The organism is Maribacter sp. 4G9, from assembly GCF_002742265.1.
In the GTDB taxonomy this organism is placed as follows: domain Bacteria; phylum Bacteroidota; class Bacteroidia; order Flavobacteriales; family Flavobacteriaceae; genus Maribacter.
The window spans coordinates 1-22,165 of sequence record NZ_MDGL01000186.1 but is presented as its reverse complement, the minus strand read 5'-3'; the positions used below and the strand labels follow the sequence as shown (position 1 = coordinate 22,165).

General features: G+C 41.3%; 23 protein-coding genes and 1 other RNA gene. 17 read left to right on the top strand and 7 right to left on the bottom strand.

Annotated features, from left to right (window positions below; translation table 11 throughout):
* Positions 1–14: 14 nt before the first annotated feature.
* The 3 genes from pdxH to ppk1 are packed head-to-tail and all read left to right on the top strand — an operon-like array spanning position 15 to position 3,228.
* Positions 15–662, top strand: coding sequence for a pyridoxamine 5'-phosphate oxidase (pdxH, locus tag BFP75_RS19590; RefSeq protein ID WP_099547016.1), 648 nt, complete (start codon positions 15–17; stop codon positions 660–662).
* 11 nt (positions 663–673) lie between these two features.
* A complete protein-coding gene (locus BFP75_RS19585; protein ID WP_099547091.1) occupies positions 674–1,159 on the top strand; it encodes a SixA phosphatase family protein in 486 nt (161 codons plus the stop codon).
* Complete coding sequence (gene ppk1 / locus BFP75_RS19580) at positions 1,159–3,228, top strand: polyphosphate kinase 1 (protein WP_099547015.1); 2,070 nt, start codon at positions 1,159–1,161, stop codon at positions 3,226–3,228. The genes BFP75_RS19585 and ppk1 overlap by 1 nt, the downstream gene beginning before the upstream one ends.
* 13 nt (positions 3,229–3,241) lie before the next feature.
* Here the strand turns inward: ppk1 and BFP75_RS19575 are convergent, their stop codons facing one another.
* Positions 3,242–3,823 (bottom strand): tRNA-(ms[2]io[6]A)-hydroxylase, encoded by a 582-nt coding sequence (locus BFP75_RS19575; protein ID WP_099547090.1) that lies wholly within the window; start codon positions 3,821–3,823, stop codon positions 3,242–3,244.
* 47 nt (positions 3,824–3,870) lie between these two features.
* Between BFP75_RS19575 and BFP75_RS19570 the strand changes: the two genes are divergently transcribed.
* The 7 genes from BFP75_RS19570 to BFP75_RS19540 are packed head-to-tail and all read left to right on the top strand — an operon-like array spanning position 3,871 to position 10,691.
* Positions 3,871–4,770, top strand: a complete 900-nt coding sequence (locus tag BFP75_RS19570; RefSeq protein WP_123803514.1) for an EboA domain-containing protein — start codon at positions 3,871–3,873, stop codon at positions 4,768–4,770.
* A gap of 6 nt (positions 4,771–4,776) precedes the next feature.
* Positions 4,777–5,685 (top strand): TatD family hydrolase, encoded by a 909-nt coding sequence (locus tag BFP75_RS19565; protein ID WP_099547013.1) that lies wholly within the window; start codon positions 4,777–4,779, stop codon positions 5,683–5,685.
* 1 nt (position 5,686) lies between these two features.
* Positions 5,687–6,586, top strand: coding sequence for a UbiA-like protein EboC (gene eboC, locus BFP75_RS19560; RefSeq protein WP_099547012.1), 900 nt, complete (start codon positions 5,687–5,689; stop codon positions 6,584–6,586).
* A 4-nt stretch (positions 6,587–6,590) separates the two neighbouring features.
* On the top strand, positions 6,591–7,751 hold the full coding sequence (locus BFP75_RS19555) for a 3-dehydroquinate synthase (protein ID WP_099547011.1): 1,161 nt from the start codon (positions 6,591–6,593) through the stop codon (positions 7,749–7,751).
* Between the two features lie 11 nt (positions 7,752–7,762).
* Complete coding sequence (gene eboE, locus BFP75_RS19550; RefSeq protein WP_099547010.1) at positions 7,763–8,956, top strand: metabolite traffic protein EboE; 1,194 nt, start codon at positions 7,763–7,765, stop codon at positions 8,954–8,956.
* Between the two features lies 1 nt (position 8,957).
* The gene (locus BFP75_RS19545) at positions 8,958–10,331 is read left to right on the top strand and encodes an alkaline phosphatase family protein (protein ID WP_099547009.1); all 1,374 of its coding nucleotides are present in this window, start codon (positions 8,958–8,960) and stop codon (positions 10,329–10,331) included.
* 6 nt (positions 10,332–10,337) lie between these two features.
* Positions 10,338–10,691 carry a transmembrane 220 family protein gene (locus tag BFP75_RS19540; protein ID WP_099547008.1) on the top strand — a complete coding sequence of 118 codons (354 nt, stop codon included), beginning with the start codon at positions 10,338–10,340 and terminating at the stop codon, positions 10,689–10,691.
* On the opposite strand, the gene BFP75_RS19535 is transcribed toward BFP75_RS19540, so the two are convergent.
* Positions 10,680–12,518, bottom strand: a complete 1,839-nt coding sequence (locus BFP75_RS19535) for a DNA polymerase III subunit gamma/tau (RefSeq protein ID WP_099547007.1) — start codon at positions 12,516–12,518, stop codon at positions 10,680–10,682. The genes BFP75_RS19540 and BFP75_RS19535 overlap by 12 nt on opposite strands.
* A gap of 108 nt (positions 12,519–12,626) precedes the next feature.
* On the opposite strand from BFP75_RS19535, the gene rnpB reads away from it, so the two are divergent.
* Positions 12,627–12,932: RNase P RNA component class A (gene rnpB, locus BFP75_RS19530), an RNA gene on the top strand.
* Here the strand turns inward: rnpB and BFP75_RS19525 are convergent.
* The 4 genes from BFP75_RS19525 to BFP75_RS19510 all read right to left on the bottom strand — a co-directional run bounded on the left by BFP75_RS19525 (position 12,930) and on the right by BFP75_RS19510 (position 16,143).
* Positions 12,930–14,045 carry a DUF2914 domain-containing protein gene (locus tag BFP75_RS19525; protein ID WP_099547006.1) on the bottom strand — a complete coding sequence of 372 codons (1,116 nt, stop codon included), beginning with the start codon at positions 14,043–14,045 and terminating at the stop codon, positions 12,930–12,932. The genes rnpB and BFP75_RS19525 overlap by 3 nt on opposite strands.
* A 97-nt stretch (positions 14,046–14,142) precedes the next feature.
* Positions 14,143–14,679: an RsmD family RNA methyltransferase gene (locus BFP75_RS19520; protein WP_099547005.1), complete on the bottom strand. Its 537-nt coding sequence runs from the start codon at positions 14,677–14,679 to the stop codon at positions 14,143–14,145.
* Positions 14,679–15,515 carry a DUF3822 family protein gene (locus tag BFP75_RS19515; RefSeq protein WP_099547004.1) on the bottom strand — a complete coding sequence of 279 codons (837 nt, stop codon included), beginning with the start codon at positions 15,513–15,515 and terminating at the stop codon, positions 14,679–14,681. The genes BFP75_RS19520 and BFP75_RS19515 overlap by 1 nt, the downstream gene beginning before the upstream one ends.
* A complete protein-coding gene (locus tag BFP75_RS19510; protein WP_099547003.1) occupies positions 15,493–16,143 on the bottom strand; it encodes a hypothetical protein in 651 nt (216 codons plus the stop codon). The genes BFP75_RS19515 and BFP75_RS19510 overlap by 23 nt, the downstream gene beginning before the upstream one ends.
* Positions 16,144–16,243: 100 nt before the next feature.
* Between BFP75_RS19510 and BFP75_RS19505 the strand changes: the two genes are divergently transcribed.
* From BFP75_RS19505 to BFP75_RS19480, 6 genes are all read left to right on the top strand, one after another.
* The gene (locus BFP75_RS19505) at positions 16,244–17,677 is read left to right on the top strand and encodes an ATP-dependent RecD-like DNA helicase (RefSeq protein WP_099547002.1); all 1,434 of its coding nucleotides are present in this window, start codon (positions 16,244–16,246) and stop codon (positions 17,675–17,677) included.
* 75 nt (positions 17,678–17,752) lie between these two features.
* Positions 17,753–18,322 carry a DUF4126 domain-containing protein gene (locus tag BFP75_RS19500; protein ID WP_099547001.1) on the top strand — a complete coding sequence of 190 codons (570 nt, stop codon included), beginning with the start codon at positions 17,753–17,755 and terminating at the stop codon, positions 18,320–18,322.
* A gap of 19 nt (positions 18,323–18,341) precedes the next feature.
* Positions 18,342–19,055, top strand: coding sequence for a 3-deoxy-manno-octulosonate cytidylyltransferase (gene kdsB, locus BFP75_RS19495; RefSeq protein WP_206073586.1), 714 nt, complete (start codon positions 18,342–18,344; stop codon positions 19,053–19,055).
* Positions 19,046–19,744: an HAD family hydrolase gene (locus tag BFP75_RS19490; RefSeq protein WP_099546999.1), complete on the top strand. Its 699-nt coding sequence runs from the start codon at positions 19,046–19,048 to the stop codon at positions 19,742–19,744. Before kdsB ends, BFP75_RS19490 begins: the two co-directional genes overlap by 10 nt.
* Before the next feature lie 9 nt (positions 19,745–19,753).
* On the top strand, positions 19,754–20,881 hold the full coding sequence (locus BFP75_RS19485) for an iron-containing alcohol dehydrogenase family protein (protein WP_240531849.1): 1,128 nt from the start codon (positions 19,754–19,756) through the stop codon (positions 20,879–20,881).
* 48 nt (positions 20,882–20,929) lie between these two features.
* Positions 20,930–21,460: a lysophospholipid acyltransferase family protein gene (locus tag BFP75_RS19480; protein ID WP_099546998.1), complete on the top strand. Its 531-nt coding sequence runs from the start codon at positions 20,930–20,932 to the stop codon at positions 21,458–21,460.
* 541 nt (positions 21,461–22,001) lie between these two features.
* On the opposite strand, the gene BFP75_RS19475 is transcribed toward BFP75_RS19480, so the two are convergent.
* On the bottom strand, positions 22,002–22,165 hold a 164-nt coding region (locus tag BFP75_RS19475; protein ID WP_165776643.1), incomplete at its 5' end, for a transposase.

The following is a 22,165-nucleotide window of genomic DNA, read 5'->3' as shown; positions in this document are numbered from 1 at the left end:
TTTCAGATTAGAATATGCAGAAAGACTTAGGGAACTATCGGAAATCTTATGAGAAAAGCGCCTTGATGGAGGATTGTATCTCTGATAACCCCATGCAACTATTCAAGACATGGTTTCATGAGGTAGAGGCTTCCGAGGGTGTTGATGAGCCCAATGCCATGACCGTTTCCACGATTGGTCTGGATGGTTTTCCCAAAAGCCGGGTGGTATTGCTAAAGCGCTTTAACCATGAGGGCTTTATATTCTATACAAATTATACAAGTGAAAAGGGAAAGGCCATTGCTGCTAACCCAAACATTTGTATTTCCTTTTTTTGGCCCAATATGGAACGACAAGTTATCATAAAAGGTAGGGCCGAGAAGGTTGCCGAAAATCTTTCCGACGGTTATTTTGAATCCCGACCAAAAGGAAGCCAGCTAGGGGCGTTGGTCTCCAACCAAAGTAGTGTTATTTCATCCAGGGATCAATTGGAAGAAGAGCTAAGAAAACTCGAGGAAGAATATAAAAATAAGGAAGTGCCCAGACCCGATCACTGGGGCGGTTATCTAGTGAAACCCATATCCATTGAGTTTTGGCAAGGTAGACCAAACAGATTGCACGATAGGATCCTATTTACACTACAAGAGGATTGGGACTGGAAAATGGAACGGCTAGCACCTTAAGCATAAAGAAAATGAAGAACTTACTATTCATGCGTCATGGAAAATCATCTTGGGAACTCAATGTTGGAGATCAGGACAGACCTCTCGCTCAAAGGGGAATAAATGATGCACATTTGGTAGGAAGTAAACTATCAAAAGGACAAATAAAACCGGACTTTGTGTTTTCAAGCCCAGCGAACAGGGCATTGCACACGGCCATGATATGTTTGCGGAACTTAAAATATCCGTTGGCCAAGTTTCAAATTTCTACGGATTTATATGATTTTTCAGGAGATCAGGTTATGGATTTTGTCAAGAAAACAGATGACAGTCTAGATGCGATTATGATTTTTGGGCACAATCACGCCTTCACCCATTTAGTAAATTCCCTTGGAGATTCCTATATTGAAAACGTTCCCACAAGTGGTTTTGTCCACATACAATTCAAAGAAGATTCTTGGGCGGAAATATCCCAAGGCAAAACAATAGAAACGATTTTCCCTAAGCAATTGAAATAATGGTAAAATATAATAATCAGTACGTTAATAGAGAGATAAGTTGGTTATGGTTTAACGAGCGCGTACTCCAGGAAAGTGCGGATAAGAATGTACCGCTCATTGAGCGCCTACGTTTTCTAGGTATTTTCTCAAATAATCTGGACGAGTTCTTCAAGGTTAGGTATGCAACGGTGAAAAGAATCGTTGAAGCCGGAAAGACCGGAAAGAGTGTTTTGGGAGGGGAAAAGGCTAAAGACCTTCTGGAAGAGATTACAGAAATCGTAATCCGTCAGCAGAGCAAAAGTTTGGTCATCCTAAAGCAAATAGAGGAGGAACTGGAGCGTGAAAACATTTTTATCATAAGGGAAACTGCACTGAACAAAAATCAAAAGGAATTTGTTAAGGAATATTTTCTTCAAAACGTGAGTCCCCAGCTCATGACCATCATACTCAATGACTTGACACGATTTCCTACCCTAAAGGACACTGCTGCCTATTTGGCGGTTAAAATGATAATCAAGGGTGTCAATGTAAAAAAGGAAAAACGTTTTGCCCTTATAGAGATTCCCAAAGGGATAGACCGTTTTGTGGTTTTGCCCAAGGAAGGTGATAAGAATTACATCATTATTCTGGATGATTTGATAAGATATTGTCTGAGCAATATTTTTACCATGTTCGAATATGAATCCATTTCCGCGCACATGATCAAGATAACCAGGGATGCAGAGTTGGATATGGACAATGACCTTAGTAAGAGCTTTATAGAAAAGATTTCCCTAAGTGTGGAGCATAGAAAAATAAGCGACCCGGTTCGTTTTGTGTACGATAAAAGTATTGCCAAGGACACTTTGGCATTCCTTAAGGAGAAAATGCAGATTGAGGATACGGATAGTGTAATCCCAGGGGGTAGGTATCATAATAAAAGGGATTACATGGGGTTTCCAAGTTTGGACAGGAACGATTTATTGTATGATAAAATTAGGCCTCTGCCCGTAAAGGGACTTAGTATTGAAGGGAGTATTTTGGAGAGTATAACCCACAAGGATTACTTACAGTACTCACCTTATCATACATTTACCTATATACTTAAGTTTTTGAGGGAAGCTGCCCTAGATCCAAAAGTGCGGACTATCAAGATAACGGTTTATCGCTTGGCCAACAACTCCCAAGTGGCGGCATCACTTATCAATGCCGTGAAAAACGGAAAACAGGTAACGGTTCAAATTGAACTTCAGGCCAGGTTTGACGAGCAGGCCAACATTGAGTATGCGGAGCAATTACAGGCCGAAGGGGTTAAACTAATATTTGGGGTACCTGGTCTTAAAGTTCATAGTAAAATATGTTTGATTGAACGTGAAGAGGATGAGGGACTCAAGCGATATGGATTTATAAGCACTGGTAACTTTAATGAATCGACCGCCAAAATATATACGGATTATACATTGTTTACTTCCCACCCGCCCATATTAAAGGAGTTGAATAAGGTCTTCGATTTCTTTGAAACGACCTATAAGATAAACAAGTATAAACATCTAATAGTATCGCCCCATTATACCAAAAAAGTATTTCACAAGCTCATAGAACAGGAAATTGCCAATGCCATTGTGGGTAAGGAAGCCTATATAAAAATAAAGATGAACAGCTTTACATCTTATGAAATGGTGGATAAACTGTATGAAGCAAGTAGGGCAGGGGTCAAGATTCAGTTAATCGTTAGGGGTATTTGCTGTTTGGTACCTGGAGTAAAGGGCATGAGCGAGAATATTGAGGCTATTAGTATCGTTGATAAGTTTTTGGAACATACCCGACTTTTCGTCTTTGCCAATGCAGGCAACCCAAAGGTCTACATTTCCTCAGCGGATTGGATGACCAGAAACCTGGATTATCGCGTGGAAGTAGGCTGTCCCATTTATGACGAGGACATCAAACAGGAATTGATGGATACCTTTGAAATCTGTTGGCGCGACAACTTAAAGGCCAGGGTCTTTTCCGAGAAACAAGACAATGCTTATAGAAGGTCTAGAACACCCAAACACCGTTCACAGTTTGAAACCTACGATTACTATGTAAAAAAGTTAAAGGAAAAGTAAACAATAGCGAGGTTTACCCATGTACCTTTTCTGATTTGCTGAGATTTTTCATGATTTCAGCTTCATATTCCAATAAGGCCTGCCATTTTTGGTCCACCTCTTTTCTGTCGCCATATTTTCGGGCGAATTTTAGGAACATGGTATAATGCCCTGCTTCGCTGATCATGAGTTTGTGATAGAAATCGGCCAATTTTTTATCGGGTAGTTCTTCGGACAATAGTCTAAACCGTTCACAGCTTCGGGCCTCAATGAGGGCGGCATACAAAAGACGGTGTATCAATTGAGTGGTTCGGCTTCCACCTTTTGGAAAAAATTTGAGCAGTTCCAAAACATATTCGTCCTTTCTATCCCTCCCTAGTTTTTGCCCACGTTCCAAAATTAGGTCGTGTACCATTTTAAAGTGCCCCATTTCTTCCCGGGATAATGCTACCATTTCTTCGACCAATTCTGTATATTCCGGAAAGGAAACGATCAAGGATATGGCCGTACTGGCGGCCTTTTGTTCACAATATGCATGGTCCGTCAAAATTTCATCAATATTTTTTTCCACGATATTTACCCATCTTGGATCGGTAGGCAATTTTAATCCTAACATCATTTTAACGCTTATTAACCTTGTTTGCGATGCAAAAATAGGGCTTTGTGGGTTTTAATAATTATTTTTGGGAAAGGAGAAATAAGATTATACAAATAATGCAGGTAAGCGAACGGATTAAGGAAGCGCTTGGGGCCCAAGCGGATCCAGGGTCATTGGAATGGCTGACTGAAAAAACACAAAAACTGGAAGCGGACAAATCCGTACGTGACTTTTTCATGTCCTATAGTTTATTGGCCGCAAAATTTGGGAAAAACACCAAATTACAAATAGATAGTGCGGATGACGAAGTATTGAACTTTTTAACCGAGCGTGATGCGAACCTTTTGGAGGTAGCTAGGATTTACCTGCTTATGAAGGTAATGGAAATCGATACCGATTTCTACGGGTCCAAAGTGGCCAATATCATTCAGGTTGCTGATATTACGGAACTTGAGACCTTTCTTAAGTTTCTGGACCTTTTGCCGTATCCTGAAATGTTCAAGTTTACGGCAGTAGAAGCCCTTAGAACAAATATATCGGTCATTTTTGATGCCATTACCTTGAACAACCCCTATCCGGCCAAGTACTTCAATGACCAGCAATGGAACCAGATGTACCTAAAGGCGGCGTTTATGGAGAGAGATCTTTCGAAAATACCGTCTGTAGACGAACGTGCCAATGTGGATTTAGCCAGAATCATTTCAGATTACGCCCACGAACGATGGGCGGCCTCCAGGAAGATAGACCCCATGTTCTGGCGCCCGGTCGCAAGGTTTCTGAATCCGATTTTGCTAAAGGATATGGAACGCTTATTGGAAAGTGGGGACCTGATCGAGAATAGGGCGGGAGCCTTGTGCTGTTATCATTCCGATAGTGCCGAGGCCATGGAAATCCTGCATCGCAGACCCGACTTGAATCAGCAGATAGAAGAAGGAACACTAACTTGGAATAACTTAAAGAATTAAAAGAAAATGCAAGATAAATTGATGATTATTGACCCGCACGTACACATGTCCTCTAGAACAACAGATGATTATGAAGCCATGCAACAAGCGGGAGTCGTAGCCATAATAGAACCCTCGTTTTGGTTGGGACAACCTAGGACGCAGGTGGGTTCTTTTCAGGATTATTTCAGCAGTCTGGTGGGTTGGGAGCCTTTTAGGGCAAGCCAGTTTGGTATAAAGCACTACTGTACGATTGGTTTAAATTCAAAAGAGGCTAACAATGAAGCTTTAGCGGAGCAGGTTGTGGAGCTACTTCCCCTGTACCTACACAAAGAGAATGTGGTGGCCATTGGGGAAATTGGATATGACGACCAAACCCCTGCCGAAGACAAATACTTTAGGATGCAGTTGGATCTGGCCAAGGAATTGGATATGACGGTCCAGGTACATACACCGCATAGGGATAAGAAAGCCGGTACCATCAAGAGTATGGAGGTATGCTTGGAACACGGATTGGACCCTGCCAATGTCATAATTGACCATAATAACGAGGAAACCGTTAAAGAGGTTCTGGATAGGGGCTTTATTGCTGCATTTACCATTTATCCCAAAACAAAAATGGGCAATGAACGCATGGTTGAAGTGGTACGCAAGTTTGGTAGCGACAACATTATTGTGGATAGCTCAGCAGATTGGGGCGTAAGTGACCCATTGGCCGTACCCAAAACAGCTTCCTTGATGCTGAAAAGAGGTATTTCACGTGAAGATGTTGTGAAGACCTGCTATCAAAACGCCTTGGACGCGTTCAGCAAAAACGGACGAATGAAGGAGGAACACTGGTTGAAGCCAAAAGGAATCGACCAATCACAACTTTTTAATGATAATAGCGTTTTAAGGGGGCAGACACCTCGGATAGATTCCGAACAAATCTCTTAGAATGGTGAAAAAAATCATTGGTTTTGCCAGGTTGGCAAGACCTGCCAACTTACCTACCGCGGCAGCGGATATTTTTGCCGGTATTGCTTTGGCACTTTTTTCTACCATTGTTGGAATTCCGGAATTTTTTTCGGTGAATGGGCAGGGTATTTTGTCGCTTGTATTTGCATCGGTGTTCCTATATGCCGGTGGCGTGGTTTTCAATGATGTCTTTGATGCCAAATTGGACGCTGTCGAACGTCCGGAAAGACCTATACCCAGCGGACTCATTCCAAAGAATCAGGCTGTTATATGGGGTTTATTATTATTTGTTTTTGGGCTTTACTTGGCATTTTCGGTCCATCAGGTAAGTGGAGGTATTGCCGGCATTTTGATATTTTCAATCCTTGTCTACGATGCCTTGGCCAAAAAGCATTCCTTTTTTGGGCCATTGGTCATGGGAATTTGCAGGGCACTGAACCTATTATTGGGAATGTCCATTTTGGGGCAATTGGACCTGTGGTGGGTTTCCTTGGTACCAATGATCTATATTTTCGCTATTACGCTTATCAGTAGGGGCGAGGTCCATGGTGATAACAAAAACCATATTGCGATCGCCGGTTTATTATATGTTTTGGTATTGGCTTTTATCGCGATAACCATTGCGCTGAAAACAGACCATATTTTGGTGTCCCTACCCTTTATTGCCTTGTTTGGTTTTATGGTTTTTAGACCGTTGTTGAACGCGTACAGGGAAAATTCCCCACAGAATATTAAAAAGGCGGTCATGGCCGGGGTTTTATCCCTCATTGTTATGGATGCCTGTTGGGTAGCCGGTTTTACCCACTGGTATTTGGGACTGCTGGTTTTATTACTTTTGCCTTTATCTTTGTTACTTTCAAGAATTTTTGCCGTTACCTAGTGCTATGGAATTAAAACCTATCAAACAGTCGTTTTCGGTTCAATATGAGTACCAACTCCACTTTACAAAGGATTTGTTTCATGTTGATAACCCGCTGTTCGTCAATATTATAAAAGGGTACAAGGACCACGAGCCTGTAAAATTGTTTTTTGTGGTCGACAATGGAGTGGCGGACAGCCACCCAGATTTGTTGAACAAAATTTCCGCCTATTGCAGTTTGTATTCCGGGAACCTGATCTGTACCGATACTTTGGTTATTGACGGAGGGGAACAGTCCAAAAATCATGCAGAATATATTGACCTTGTGCTGAAAGGAATAAATGAAAATGCTATCTGCAGGCACTCCTTTGTGGTGGTAATCGGAGGGGGTGCGGTAATCGATATGGTAGGCTATGCTGCCGCCATAGCCCATAGGGGCGTTAAATTGATCAGGATTCCAACCACGGTACTATCCCAAAACGATTCTGCCGTAGGGGTTAAAAACAGTGTGAATATCTTTAAAAAGAAGAATTTCTTGGGAACGTTCGCCCCGCCCTATGCCATAATCAACGATAGCGATTTCTTGGCGACCTTGGAGCAACGGGATTGGATAGCCGGAATCTCCGAGGCCATAAAAGTTGCCTTGATCAAGGACGAGGAATTCTTCGGATACATTGTAAACCATGCCATATCCCTTAAGGAAAGGCAATTGGAACCCATGCAGTACGTCATTTATAAATGTGCCGAAATGCACATGCAGCATATCTCGCAGGGAGGAGATCCTTTTGAATCCGGTTCCTCCAGGCCGTTGGATTTTGGTCATTGGGCGGCCCACAAATTGGAGTTTATGACCAATTACGAGTTAAGACATGGCGAGGCCGTGGCGAAGGGAATAGCATTGGACGTTACCTATGCGCAGTTGATCGGGCTGATTTCAGAGGAAGAATTGAGTACCATTCTTGATGTAATGAGGGAAATCGGTTTTGATTTATCCTTGCCACTGCATTCTGAAAAAGAAGTGGACCAACTTTTGGCCGGTATCGAGGAGTTTAGGGAACATTTGGGCGGTAGATTGACCATCACATTAATTTCCGGATTGGGAAAGAAACATGATGTCCATGAAATTGACAGGTCGATAATGAAGCAGTCCATTGAGCAGCTAAATCATCAGATGGCCCTTAAATAACCAATCCCCTTATGTTTATAAAAAACAAATACCACCTTTCTTATTGTACGAACATACATCCCGGTCAGGATTGGGAAAGCACCTTCTCCAGTATTAAGGAACATGTTCCAGGTATTAAGGAGTCGGTTTCACCGGATGGTCCCTTTGGTCTTGGTTTACGGCTTTCAAACAAGGCGAGTGAGGAACTCGCTTTGGGAAACCATATGACGGAATTCAAGAATTGGTTGCAGGAGGAGGATGTGTATATTTTCACCATGAACGGGTTTCCTTATGGTAATTTTCACCGTGAACGGGTAAAGGACGATGTCCACACGCCGGATTGGACCACCAAGGAGCGTTTGATATATACCCAACGTTTGTTTGAACAATTGTCGGTATTGGTTCCCATAGGAATCAATGGCGGAATTTCCACATCCCCCATTAGTTATAAGCATTGGTTTGCTTCGGAAATGGAAAAGGATTCAGCTTTTAAAAAAGGTGCTGAACACATGGTCCAAATCGCTAAGCAACTTTTTGAACTGGAACAAAAGACAGGGACCTATCTCCATTTGGACATTGAGCCGGAACCTGATGGATTTTTGGAAAATACGGATGAAGTCCTAGCATTTTATTCAGACTATCTGATTCCTATTGCACAACAGGAATTGTCCCAAACGTTGGATAAGGACGCTTCCCAATTGGAAGAATTGGTAAAACGATATATTACCATTTGTTATGACATTTGCCATTTTTCCCTGGCGTATGAGCATCCCGGTGAAACCTTTGCTAAGTTTAAGGAAGCGGGTATCCAAGTTGGGAAAATCCAGGTGAGTGCCGCACTGAAGATTCTATTCAAATGTAAGAATCGGGAGGAGGTATGGAAGGTTCTGGAAAAATTCAACGAACCGGTCTATTTGCATCAGGTAACTGAAAAAATAGGAGATAGGGTAAAAACCTATAATGATCTTCCTATCGTATTGGAAGCAAAAAAGGAGGTGGACGAACTAAGGGCCCACTATCATGTTCCTATCTTTTTGGAGCGATTTGGGGCGTTGGACTCTACCCAAGATCAAATTTTGGATACCTTGGATTATTTAAAAAAGGATTCGTTGACGGAGCATTTGGAAATAGAAACCTATACGTGGGATGTACTACCGGAAGGGTTAAAGGAAGATCTTTCGCATTCCATCGTCCGTGAAATAGAATGGTTAAAATCGCACGTATAGCATGCAAAAGACAGTCGTCATCAATGTTGTTGGATTGACCAAACGCCTAATAGGTGAGCATACACCCTTCATAAAATCTTTTTTTGAAAATGGTGAGTATACCTTTATAAAACCCATGTTGCCTGCCGTAACCTGTTCGGTCCAGTCGACCTACGTTACAGGAAAATGGCCTTCTGAACATGGAATCGTGGGAAACGGTTGGTATTTTAAGGATGAGTTGGAAGTAAAATTTTGGAGACAATCCAATAGGTTAGTACAACAACCAAAAATATGGGATACCCTTAAAGAAGTGGACGCTTCCTTTAGCTGCGCCAATCATTTTTGGTGGTACAATATGTATTCCAATGTGGATTATAGCATTACGCCAAGACCCAATTATTTGGCTGATGGACGGAAAATTCCGGATATTTATTCCTATCCTGCAACATTGCGGGACGAGCTTCAAAATAGTCTGGGTACCTTTCCTTTGTTCGAGTTTTGGGGGCCACGTACGACCATTAATTCATCCAAATGGATTGCCAATGGTGCTATTAAAACCGATGAAAAATACGATCCTACCTTGACCCTTATCTACCTTCCACATCTGGATTATAATTTGCAGCGTTATGGACTGGATTTCAACAAAATTTCAAAGGATTTAAATGAAATTGATGGGGTGGTCAAACAGCTGGTAAATCATTACGAAAAACAGGGGGCCAATATCGTGTTGTTGTCAGAATACGGAATTACCAATGTAAAGAACCCTATTCACCTAAATAGGGTATTAAGAAGGGAAGGCTACATACATGTTCGCATGGAACGTGGATTGGAACTTTTGGATACTGGGGCTAGTGAGGCCTTTGCTGTGGCCGATCATCAAGTGGCACATATTTATGTGAAGGATATGGGTAAACTGGAAGAAGTAAAAAAAATAGTATCCAAAGTGCCTGGAGTGGAAAGGGTATTGATAAAAAATGAACTGGAGGCCGAACACCTAAATCACGAAAGATGTGGTGATTTGGTAGTGGTAGCGGATGCCAACTCCTGGTTTACCTATTATTTTTGGTTGGATGATGCCGTGGCACCGGATTATGCCAGAATGGTGGACATCCATAAAAAACCTGGATATGATCCCGTTGAAATGATGACCGACCCCAAGGATAAGCTAGTAATGGCCAAAGTGGGCTGGAAGCTGTTAAAAAAGAAACTGGGCTTTAGATCCGTTTTGGATATTATTCCCTTGGATGCTACTCTAATTAAAGGCTCTCACGGAAGAAAAACGGAAGACAGGGAAGATTTTCCAATTTTTATTACCAATAAGAACAACATGGTTAATACCAATGAAATTGACGCCGTTGCCGTATGTGATTTAATCAAAAACCATGTATTAAACTGATTTACAATGAATCTATTTTTTAAAACGATTGGATATTTGTTTGCCGTACTATTTGCAATGGGGGCCATTGTCCAGTATAATGACCCAGACTCGTTCCTATGGATTTTGATTTATACCATAGCGGCAATTATTTCCGTACTTTTCTCCTTAAATCGTTTGAAGGCCGTAGTGCCCTTAATATTGGGAACAGTTTGTTTTATTGGCTTTATGTATTTGTATCCTCCAGATTTTCAAGGTTTTGGATTGGAAGATGGTGCCATTGAAACCGTTGAATTGGGTCGTGAGGCTTTTGGATTATTGATTATCGCACTTGTAATGTTCTTGTATACCGTTAGGCTACGAAAAAAATTAAAGGTCTAAATCAAATTCTTTCCTTAGCAAATCAATAGCCGGGTTCTTTTCCCGTAGCTTTTCATATTTCTCCTCTGGGGTAAAGGCAAATTTTTTGGCACTGGATTCATTCACCTTTATATTTAATTGAATGAAATGATTGTTTAGCTTGCTCCTTAGGTACCCCATAAGCTCAAAACTCTCCCGCTCTATCTCTTTTTTCATCGTACTATTGGGGAGCTCAATATGAATACTGTAGTCTTTACCGAGCTTGGGACTATCCGTGTTTAGGTTGGAAGCCAGTATTTTTTGCCCTTTTTTATCGATTTGATCCACAAAATCCGACCAATGTTTTTGCAGATCAACCTCTGAAAAATCATCTTTTGGTAGATCTTCCTCATCTATGATGACCTCAATTTTGTTGAGTTCATGTTCCCTCTTTGCCTTTAAACTTGAAAGTGATAGACCTGAAACCCGTTTTTTGGGAGCTGTTATTTCTATCCTAGGCGGCTGCGGTTCTTGGACAATTTGTACTTCTTTGGTTTCGTCCTTTTTTTGTTCCTCCTCTTTTAGGGATGGCTTTGATATTGGCAGATTTTCCGTTACTTCTGTTTTCTTCTCCTTTTCGATGGGTGGTTCATCCATCTTTTTCGCATCGGGAACAGAATCTACGTTCTTGGAAACTACCTCTTGTACTTTTTCCTTGGGATTTCTTAGAATGTTCTTGTAAAACTCGGCCGGGGCTATGAAATCAATAGTTTTATTGTGAAGGGCTAGTGATTCAGGATTTTTTTTTTCTCCATCAAAGTCGATAGAGGCAAGTTTCATTAGGGTAAGTTCTACTAGGAGTCGCTGATTTTTGCTTGACTTGTATTTCAGGTCGCAGTCATTTGCAATATCCAGTCCCTTTAAAAGAAACCCAGGGGAGGTTTTTTTGGATTGTTCCTTATATTTCTCTTGGGCATTCTCTCCAACTTCCAATAGGGATATGGTGTCCTGATGTTGACAGACCATTAAGTCCCTAAAGTGGGAGGCGAGTCCGGCGATAAAATGGTGGCCGTCAAAGCCTAGGGAAAGTGTTTTGTTGAAAAGAATCAGCAATCTGGGAATATCATGGTTCATGATGAGGTCGGTCGCCTCAAAATAGGTGTCATAATCCAGAACATTGAGATTTTCGGTTACCGCCTTTCTTGTCAATTCCTTGCCCGAAAAACTAACGACCCTGTCAAAAATCGAAAGGGCGTCCCGCATGGCTCCATCAGCCTTTTGCGCAATGATATGAAGGGCGTCACCCTCCGCTTCGATACCTTGATTTTCGGCGATATATTTTAAGTACTCCGCTGCGTCGTTTACGGTAATTCTTTTAAAGTCAAATATTTGGCACCTGGACAGAATCGTAGGTATGATCTTATGCTTTTCAGTGGTTGCCAAGATAAATATGGCATGTTTTGGAGGTTCCTCCAAGGTTTTTAAAAAGGCATTAAATGCAGATTGGGAAAGCATATGGACCTCGTCGATGATATAAACCTTATATTTTCCCGCTTGAGGTGGTATACGTACCTGATCGATCAGGTTTCTGATATCGTCCACCGAGTTGTTGGAGGCCGCATCCAATTCAAAAATATTGAAAGCAAAATCCTCATCTTCACGTTCGCTGCCATCAGAGTTTATCTGTTTGGCCAAAATACGGGCGCAGGTCGTTTTTCCAACCCCCCTTGGTCCACAGAAGAGAAGCGCTTGTGCCAAATGATTGTTGTCTATGGCATTTTGTAACGTATTGGTAATGGCCTGCTGCCCCACGACATCCTTAAAGGTCTGGGGTCTGTATTTTCGGGCAGAAACAATAAACGGTTCCAAATGATAGGTAGCTTTCTGTAGTTACAAATATAAAAATAGCGGTCAATTTGGTAGGGGATTTACATCGTAGATCATCTTTAGTTATCAACAATTGGAGTACATTTGCGCCAAGCAGGCCACCTTATCGCCGCCAATGTATATTGGGGGAGGAAAGTCCGGACACCATAGTGCGGTATAGCGGGTAACGCCCGTCCGCCGAAAGGCGAGGACAAGTGCAACAGAAAGCAAGTACAGTTAGGCTGTAGTGAAATCAGGTAAACTCTATACGGTGAAACGTCATGTAAATCGGTGTTTGAGGGCTGCACGCCCGAGCCGAAGGGTAGGCGGTTGGAGCCATGGGGCAACCTTTGGTCTAGATAAATGATAAGGTTTCGTTCAACGAAAACAGAATCCGGCTTACGGCCTGCTTTTTTAAAATTTACGTTCTACCAATTCTATAGGTTCAAGATTTTCATCGATGGATATTTCAAAATCGATTACACCCAAGACCAATTCCTCATTGGTTATGACCTCCACCTTCCATTCACCTGCCCAAATATTACTTTTATACGTATACCCCCTATACCCTTCATCCCTACCGCCTATTATCTCATACCCTATATCCTCTATCAGTTCCCACTCGGAAGTTTTTACGTTGAACCATTTCCACCTATGAATAATGGATTGCTCCAAATTGGTAGGGGCAAAAATTGAGGAATAGATGTATACGTTTTCGTTCGGACTAAATACAAATTTGAGTCTATGATCCCGCCAAAATATAAAAGAGTCGTTTTTTTCATAAGTTACGGTGTATTCGTTCCCGGTCTTTTCAACATAATGGGCCACGATACCTTGGTCCAGCGCCAAAGGAACGGGCGGAATTAACCTAAAATAGTAGAATAGATTAATGATGACATAAATACTCAGGATAATGGCGAGAAGCCTTCCCAGCCGAATTTCACTTCGGGTACTTGGACTTAAAAAGTAAATTAGGATTATCAAGGTCAAGGTACAAAGGAGACTGATACCTCCGGAAATATAAAATAACGCGGGGCTCATTTTAGATATCGCCACAGGAATCATGAAGGTGAAGAACGTGAAGCTTAAGAAAAAATAAACGCTAAACTGAAGATACTTGTTGGAAATCCTTTGCTTGAGAAATTCATTGGCAACCAAGAGGGCGACAAGAATTAAAAAAAAAGATACTGTTTTTGATAAGGATACACTCCTGGAAAAATAAATAACATAGGCACTGGACAGCGCCCCGAAGAAGAATTGGATGGCTAAAGGGAAGTATTCCTCAAAACGTTCCAAAAAGGTGTTTTTCCATTTACCATCGTCCACTACATTATAAAGATATAGGACAAAACTTAAACTGGTCATGTGGAGACATAGCATTACCAAATCATAGGTTCTGTCTATCCTACCTAGGGTGAGCATATCAAAAATGAAACCTCCAATAAAGAATAAGATCGGGGCATACTTTCCATGTCTACGAACAAAACTTCTGAAGGAACTATTCCTAAACTGGACCAACAGTCTTCTCATGAGAGGATTTTGAATTTTAAAGATAATGGAATCACCGCTTCTTTTAAACCTCTAAAAGTCCATATTTTACCTCTCTACATCTAGGGTTTTTCAAATCCTAGGGTTTGAAAAAACTGAAAACACTGTTTCCGTATTTTCTGGAACTTTCAAAATGTGGGAGAGACTCTAAATGGGTCTGTTTGGAATGTTCAATTACAAGTATGCCATCTTCCAAAAGCATATCGTTTTCAAACACTAACGCTGGCAATTTTTTAAATTCTTCCAGTTCCATATCATAAAATGGGTCGGCAAAAATAATATCGAATTTCTCAGAATTACGGCTTATAAAGGAGAATACATCGCTTTTTAGGGTTTTTATTGGCATTTCCAATTCGTCTAATATCTTTGAAATATAATTGACACAGCCTGAGTGCATATCTACGGCCAGGATATCCTCCACGCCTCGCGAGGCAAATTCAAAACTGATATTTCCCGTTCCCGCAAAAAGATCCAGAACTTTAAGGTCTGGAAAATAGTAGCGGTTATTGAGTATATTAAAAAGTCCCTCTTTGGCCATATCCTTGGTTGGCCTTACCGGTAGATTTTTTGGTGCCAGCAACTGTCTGCCTTTATGTTTGCCTGAAATAATCCGCATTATAGAGTGCTTAGAACTGTAAAATCAATAGTTGAGGTGTCCGGTAAACCTAGATCCAAATGACTGGGGGCGGTTGGCACAAATATAGTGAGGTCCTTGATATAGGAATAGCAAATTTGAAATGTATCATCATCTTCTTCGATATTTCCAAAAAATTTGACGGGTGTGGATTCTGTATCCAATTCCAATTGTTCCAATACAAACAAGAGATAATAGGCGAAATCCTCCTTGGTCTCGTATAGAAAACTATTATAAAACAAAAGACTTTTTTGTTTTAGAACGATAACATCCATCTGTTTTTTACCTACATGTACAAAACAAACGGCTTCTTTTTGATTACTATGGTGGTCCAACAAGGACTGGATAAGCACAGTACCATTATGTACAAAAGTAAATTCCCCGTAAAGGTCGTAAAGGTGGTTGTTTACGTTCATATACGGAACATAAATGTTCACTATATCCAAGTTTTCCAACTCATCAAAGGCCAATGCATCCGTTGCAAGTATTTTTGTATTGAATTTTAGATAATCTAAAAGAAAATCCTCCTTAAAAAGTGGCTTGGGAACTAGTGTAAAAAGGTTGTTTGTATGTACAACGACTACTTCATCGAAATTTTTATCGGTCAGTCCATGTTTGTCCAATAGGGTTTTTACTTCCTCCAGTAGTTCTATCGGATTCAATTCATGAGAAAACCATTTGTTATCTGACTGCAGTATCCTATGCGAAACGGTATCCGCAATACAAAAAGAAAGTCCATTCAAGCTAACCTGAATGGACAATTTCTTAAAGTTTTTTTCTGCTATGTCTATATTCTTATTGATCGCCCTTTTTGTCATAGATGGGAGGCCAGTTTCCACTGGTACTAACTTCGGTCAACGAACCAACCTTAATTTCGGAACCACTGACTTCTTCAACACTCATTAGAGAATTTTCCTTAGCCAATAAATCCTTTGGCTGGTCATATAAAACAACGTTTTTTGCAACCTTCACCTCATATACTGGTGCCCTATAACCACTTTTCTCTATGATATCCGCCTTCATGGTAAACTTTTCACCATTGGGTGCGGTTGGTACTGTTGCCAAATCTTTATATCTGGTATCACTTTTGAATAAAGAATCCTTAACGGAAACGAAATCAAGGGTATCTACGATGACCGTGTCCTGTTGCAAATCTATTTGATAGGTTTTGTCAAACCTCATGAAAGAGGAGTCCCTTTGCTGTGTAATAACATAATTCCCTGTATCGATAAATTGAATTAAGCTAGGAAAGTCATTGGCATATTTGCCATTGGCACTTTTATAGGCTTCCTGGGAATTTTTAATATCTTTAAGTTTTGCGATAACTTTGCCAAACCTTTCAACTTTTACTTCGTTGAACTCGATTGGTCCTGTTACCGATTTATAAATCATGTAGCCCAAACCGATACATGCAATCCAAAGTACAATCTGTATTATGGTCTTCATTTCTTTAGTGTTAATTTAATTTAGTGGTTGTCACAAATCTACAATTTTTTTTTAATCGCAAAAGTTTTTACCCTAAAAATCCTGTTATATTTGGGGTTCCATGAAGTTACAGACACCTGCCATTTTTTTTAAAGAGTTGGAAACCAAGTTTCCACATAATCCTACCCTAAAACAACAAATTGCCCTTGAAAAACTATCTCACTTTATCCTTTCCAAAAATAAGGACGAAGTTTTTGTTCTTAAGGGCTTTGCCGGTACCGGTAAGACCACCCTGGTAGGTACTTTGGTAAACAGCTTGTGGAAAACAGGTATGAAATCGGTCTTAATGGCCCCAACAGGAAGGGCTGCCAAGGTCATGTCCAACTATTCAAAAACACAGGCATTTACCATTCATAGGAAGATATACTTCCCAAAAAAGCAAAGTGGAGGCGGTGTTCAATTTGTGATGGCTCCCAATAAGCACAGGGATACCATATTTATAGTGGATGAGGCTTCCATGATACCCGATACCCCAGCGGATTCCAAATTGTTCGAAAACGGTTCTTTGTTGGACGACTTGCTCATGTTCGTGTACGCTGGCCATAATTGTAAATTACTTCTAATTGGGGATACCGCCCAGTTACCTCCTGTTCATTTGGAACTTAGCCCCGCTTTGGACGAGGACAAGTTGGCCCTTACCTATAACAAGGAAGTAATTCGATTGGAGCTTGATGAGGTGGTCCGTCAAGCGGAGGATTCTGGAATTTTGATAAATGCCACCATGCTTAGGGAGCAATTGAACGGAAGCTATTTTGACACTTTTAAGTTTGATGTTGGTCCGTATTCCGATATTGTACGATTGATAGACGGTCATGATATTCAAGAAGCGATCGATGAATCGTACTCCAAAAACGGAAAGGAAGAGACGGCGATCATCGTACGTTCCAATAAAAGGGCAAATCTTTATAACTTGAACATACGGGAACGTATCTTGTTTTTGGAGCACGAATTGGCACCTGGCGATTTTATGATGGTAGTCAAGAACAATTATTTCTGGCTTAAGCCAAATTCCGAGGCGGGCTTTATTGCCAATGGCGATATTATAGAAATTTTGGAAATCTTTGCCTTTAAGGACCTTTACGGATTCAAATTTGCCGAAGTCAAAGTTCAAATGGTCGATTACCCCAACATGAAACCATTTGAGACCGTATTGCTTTTAGATACCATTAAGGCCGAATCCCCATCCCTTTCCTATGAGGATGGAAATAGGCTGTACCAAGAAGTAATGAAGGATTATGCCCAAGAGAAATCAAAGTTCAAAAAGTTTTTGGGCGTCAAGAACAACAAATATTTTAATGGACTTCAGGTGAAATTTTCTTATGCCATTACCTGCCATAAGTCCCAAGGAGGGCAATGGAACACGGTATTTGTGGAACAGCCCTATCTGCCAAATGGCCCGGATAGGGAGTATTTGAGATGGCTATATACCGCCGTAACAAGGGCCAAGGAAAAACTCTACCTGATTGGCTTCAAAAGCGATTTTTTTCTTGAATAGGAAACCGTTACTTTAGTGAAAGAATTTTATGGCTGTGGACTGAAAAGTTCCAATGAAAGCTTCAAATGACATACAATGACATCAGAAACCATAATTAGTATTTTTCTTGGGGTTGGGCTTGCGGCTTCCGTGGGTTTCAGGGTATTTTTGCCATTGTTCGCTCTAAGTTTGGCCGCTTATTTTAACGTGTGGGATTTAAATGAAAATTGGGAATGGATAGGTAGTTTGGCTGCTTTGATTACATTGGGAGTGGCAACTATAGTGGAGATATTCGCTTACTTTATTCCTTGGGTTGACAACGTGTTGGACAGCTTTGCCGTGCCCTTGGCCGCAATAGCGGGTACCGCTGTAATGGTTTCCACGGTGGCAAATTTAGACCCAGTGGTTACTTGGTCCTTGGCTATTATTGCCGGGGGAGGAACGGCAACCGCAATACGCGGAGCGGGGGCCACGGGCAGATTGGCATCCTCGACTACCACTGGAGGCCTGGCCAACCCTATACTGGCCACGGTAGAAACGGGAACGGCAGCGGTCGTAAGTATCGCGTCAATATTCGCACCTATTTTGGCGGCGGTGTTGGTGATTATAATTTTGATCATCATTTTTAGGATTTATAGAAGTTTAAGGCCTAAGGCAAAAACATAAGAAAGTGAAGATAATAGCAATGATTCCAGCCCGTTACGCGGCCTCAAGATTCCCTGCGAAGCTCATGCAGGATCTGTCGGGAAAGCCCGTTATCGTGAGGACCTATCAGGCAGCTGTGAATACGGGCCTGTTCGATGCGGTGTATGTTGTTACGGATAGCGACATCATTTACGATGCAATTTTAGGGGAAGGGGGGAATGTGCTAATGAGCCAAAAGGAGCATGAGTGTGGCAGTGACCGTATTGCCGAAGCGGTTATGGACATGGATGTGGATATCATTGTTAATGTACAGGGTGATGAACCTTTTACGGATAGGGAGAGTCTATTCGGAGTGATAGAGGTATTCAAGCAGGATCTGGATATGGAAATCGATTTGGCATCCTTAATGGTAAGGATTACAGATGATGATGAAATCAAAAATCCCAATACGGTAAAAGTGATCGTTGATAATAGGAATTTTGCCCTCTATTTTTCCAGGTCGCCCATCCCGTACCCTCGGGCCAGAGGCGATTACACACGTTATTATAAGCACAAAGGAATATACGCCTTTCGAAAAAGGGCCTTGATGGACTTTCAACGATTGCCAATGCTACCTTTGGAAGCAACCGAGAAAATAGAGGCAATACGCTATTTGGAATACGGGAAAAAAATAAAAATGGTAGAGACTACCGTAACCGGTATCGAGATAGATACCCCTGAGGATTTGGAAAGGGCCAAGGCAGCATGGAAATAAACTTTAAGGAGATACAGGTCATAGGCTTTGATGCGGACGATACCCTTTGGGTGAACGAAACCTATTTCCGTGATGCGGAGGAGGCGTTTGCGGACCTGTTGGAAAAGTACGAAACAAAAAATAAAATAGATCAGGAGCTCTTTAAGATGGAGATGAAGAATTTGGAGTTGTACGGTTACGGTATAAAAGGATTCGTATTGTCCATGATAGAGTCGGCCTTGGAATTATCAAATAACGAGGTATCACAAGCGACCCTCTCAAAAATCTTGGATCTTGGTAAGCACATGATTTCGCATCCGGTGGAAATATTGGATGGGGTTTTGGAAGTGTTGGAAAAACTACAGGGTAAATACAGGTTGATCGTGTTGACCAAAGGGGACCTGTTAGATCAGGAAAGAAAACTGGAACGGTCCAACCTTTCGGAATACTTTCATCATGTGGAGGTTTTAAGCGATAAGAAGGAGAAAAACTATCAGGATTTGTTAGATCATTTGGAAATCGATGTGAAAAACTTCCTGATGATCGGCAACTCCCTAAAATCCGATGTTCTACCGCTCGTGAATATTGGGGCGAAGGCGGTCCATGTACCTTTCCATACCACGTGGCAACATGAGGAGGTATCGGAACCCAAGGAAAAAAGTGGCTATATAACGGTATCGAAATTAACGGATGTTTTGGAATACCTTTAACGTGAACGGATGGAGACAAGCAAGGAAATGGAAATGAAAAATATACCTACACAGGCATCCCAAAAGTTTAGAAACTTTCCTATGGTTCCCAGGGTAGTTTTTGGGAATGGCAGCTTTGACCAATTGGGCGATATTTTATTGCCGAAACGGAAAAATTCCGATGTACCCATTATCTATCTTGTGGATGATGTCTTTGAGGATTCCGATCTACATGCCAGGATTCCCCGGATTTTTTCGGACCAAATAATTTTTATTTCTGCCGATGAGGAGCCCAAAACGGAACAAGTGGATGCCTTGGTACAAATGATACGCGAATCCTATGTGGAAATGCCATCGGGGATTGTAGGTATTGGGGGAGGGACACTTTTGGATCTCGCCAAGGCCGTGGCCATATTATTGAACAATAAAGGTAACGCGGCCGATTATCAGGGTTGGGATTTGGTTCGTAGGGAATCGGTGTATCACGTTGGCATCCCGACCATTAGCGGTACGGGTGCAGAGGTTTCCAGGACCACGGTGCTTTTGGGAACGGAAAAAAAGTTGGGCATCAATTCGGACTATACCACTTTTGACCAAGTGATCTTAGATCCGGAACTCACCAAGGGAGTGCCCAAGGAACAATGGTTCTACACGGGTATGGATTGTTTTATCCATTGTATAGAAAGCCTCAATGGGACCTATCTGAATGCCTTCAGCCAGAGCTATGGGGAAAAGGCTTTAGACCTCTGCAAGGAAGTCTTTTTGGACACGATTGCTGAGGAAGAATCCCGAAACAAGTTGATGATGGCTTCATGGCATGGGGGTATGAGCATTGCCTATTCCCAAGTAGGCGTAGCGCACGCCTTGAGCTACGGCTTGGGGTATCAATTGGGCATAAAGCATGGTCTGGGCAATTGCTTGGTATTTCAATACTTGGAGGAGTTTTATCCTGAAGGAGTGGCCATATTTAATGAGATGCGTAAAAAACACCAGATTGAGCTACCAAAAGATGTCTGTAGTAAGTTAAGTGATCATGACTTTGATGCAATGATATCCATAGCCATGGGTATGGAGCCGTTATGGGAAAATGCCTTGGGTGAAAATTGGAAATCAGTGATTACCCCTGCTAAATTGAAGTCCATTTATAAAAAAATTTAGCGGCCCGTATTGTAAATCATCTCCAACCCATCCCACTTAATACCAATTATGCAAAGACTTTCCCGCTTTTTATACTTTAACCTTTTAGGATGGAAAATGGTTGGGGAATTTCCTTCCCGCTTGAATAAATTTGTGCTTATCGTTGTTCCCCACACAAGTTGGTGGGATTTTCTCTTAGGGCTTTTGGTCCGAAGCGTATTGAACGAGGAAATCAATTATATTGGGAAGAAAAGTCTTTTTGACTCCCCTTTTGGCTGGTTTTTTCGTTGGACAGGCGGCGCTCCCATAGACCGGAGTAAAAGTAACGACACCGTAAGTGCGATTGTAAAAATTTTTGAAAGCAGGGATAAATTCAGATTGGCCCTCTCCCCGGAAGGCACCCGCAAAAAAGTGGAAAAATGGAAAACGGGCTTTTACCACATTGCTAAACAGGCGAATGTTCCCATTGTCATGGTCGCTTTTGATTATGGAAAAAAGGAGGTCAGGTTTTCCAAACCTCAGATGCCAACTGGCGATCAAGTCGCCGACATAGAAAAGTATAGTTCCTATTTTAAGGGTGTTGTGGGGAAGCATCCATAAATGTTCAGAATGCGCTCAACGATGAACAATTTTACCAAGACCTACCTTTATTACTTATTGTAGGTTTTATTAAATTGGGTCTTCAACCAGAACTTTTTTCACTCATTTTACTTAAAACCTAAATAGCAAATCCTAATTGGCTGTTTTTACCTATGTTGTAATCGTAGGCTTATATGTCCTTTAAGACTTTACCATATTCGTACAGTACTAAGTTAGAAAATCTTCTATTTCCATTGAAATTGTAAGATGAATATTACAATGCCGATAATCGACCATCCCTTTAAACATAGGCTCTAAGCGGATTTCCGATGAACAAGGTATAATAACGATTATTGTTCGAAGGGATATTCTTTCCCGTTACTTTTATCTCACAAATTAACTATAAAACCAAACTAACCCAATTTCTTTCCTTGTTGAACACCTATGATCTTACCTCAGAATTTGGGGTATTTTGTACGACAGTAATCCCTTTTTTGAGAATAATAAAGCTGATGAGAAAATGGTGTTCATCATTAAAAAAGAACTGATTGTCCGTTTAGTATCATAATCCCGTAATATTGGCAATCACGAGCCTATCGAATAGTCTTTCCTCGAAATATCTCCTATTGAGTTTATAAACGAACTCGTTGAGATAGAGCTGAAGATATTTCCCTTTGATCTTATGGTAATTGCCCAAGAGGTTCCTTTTGGCATTGCTTATGGTTA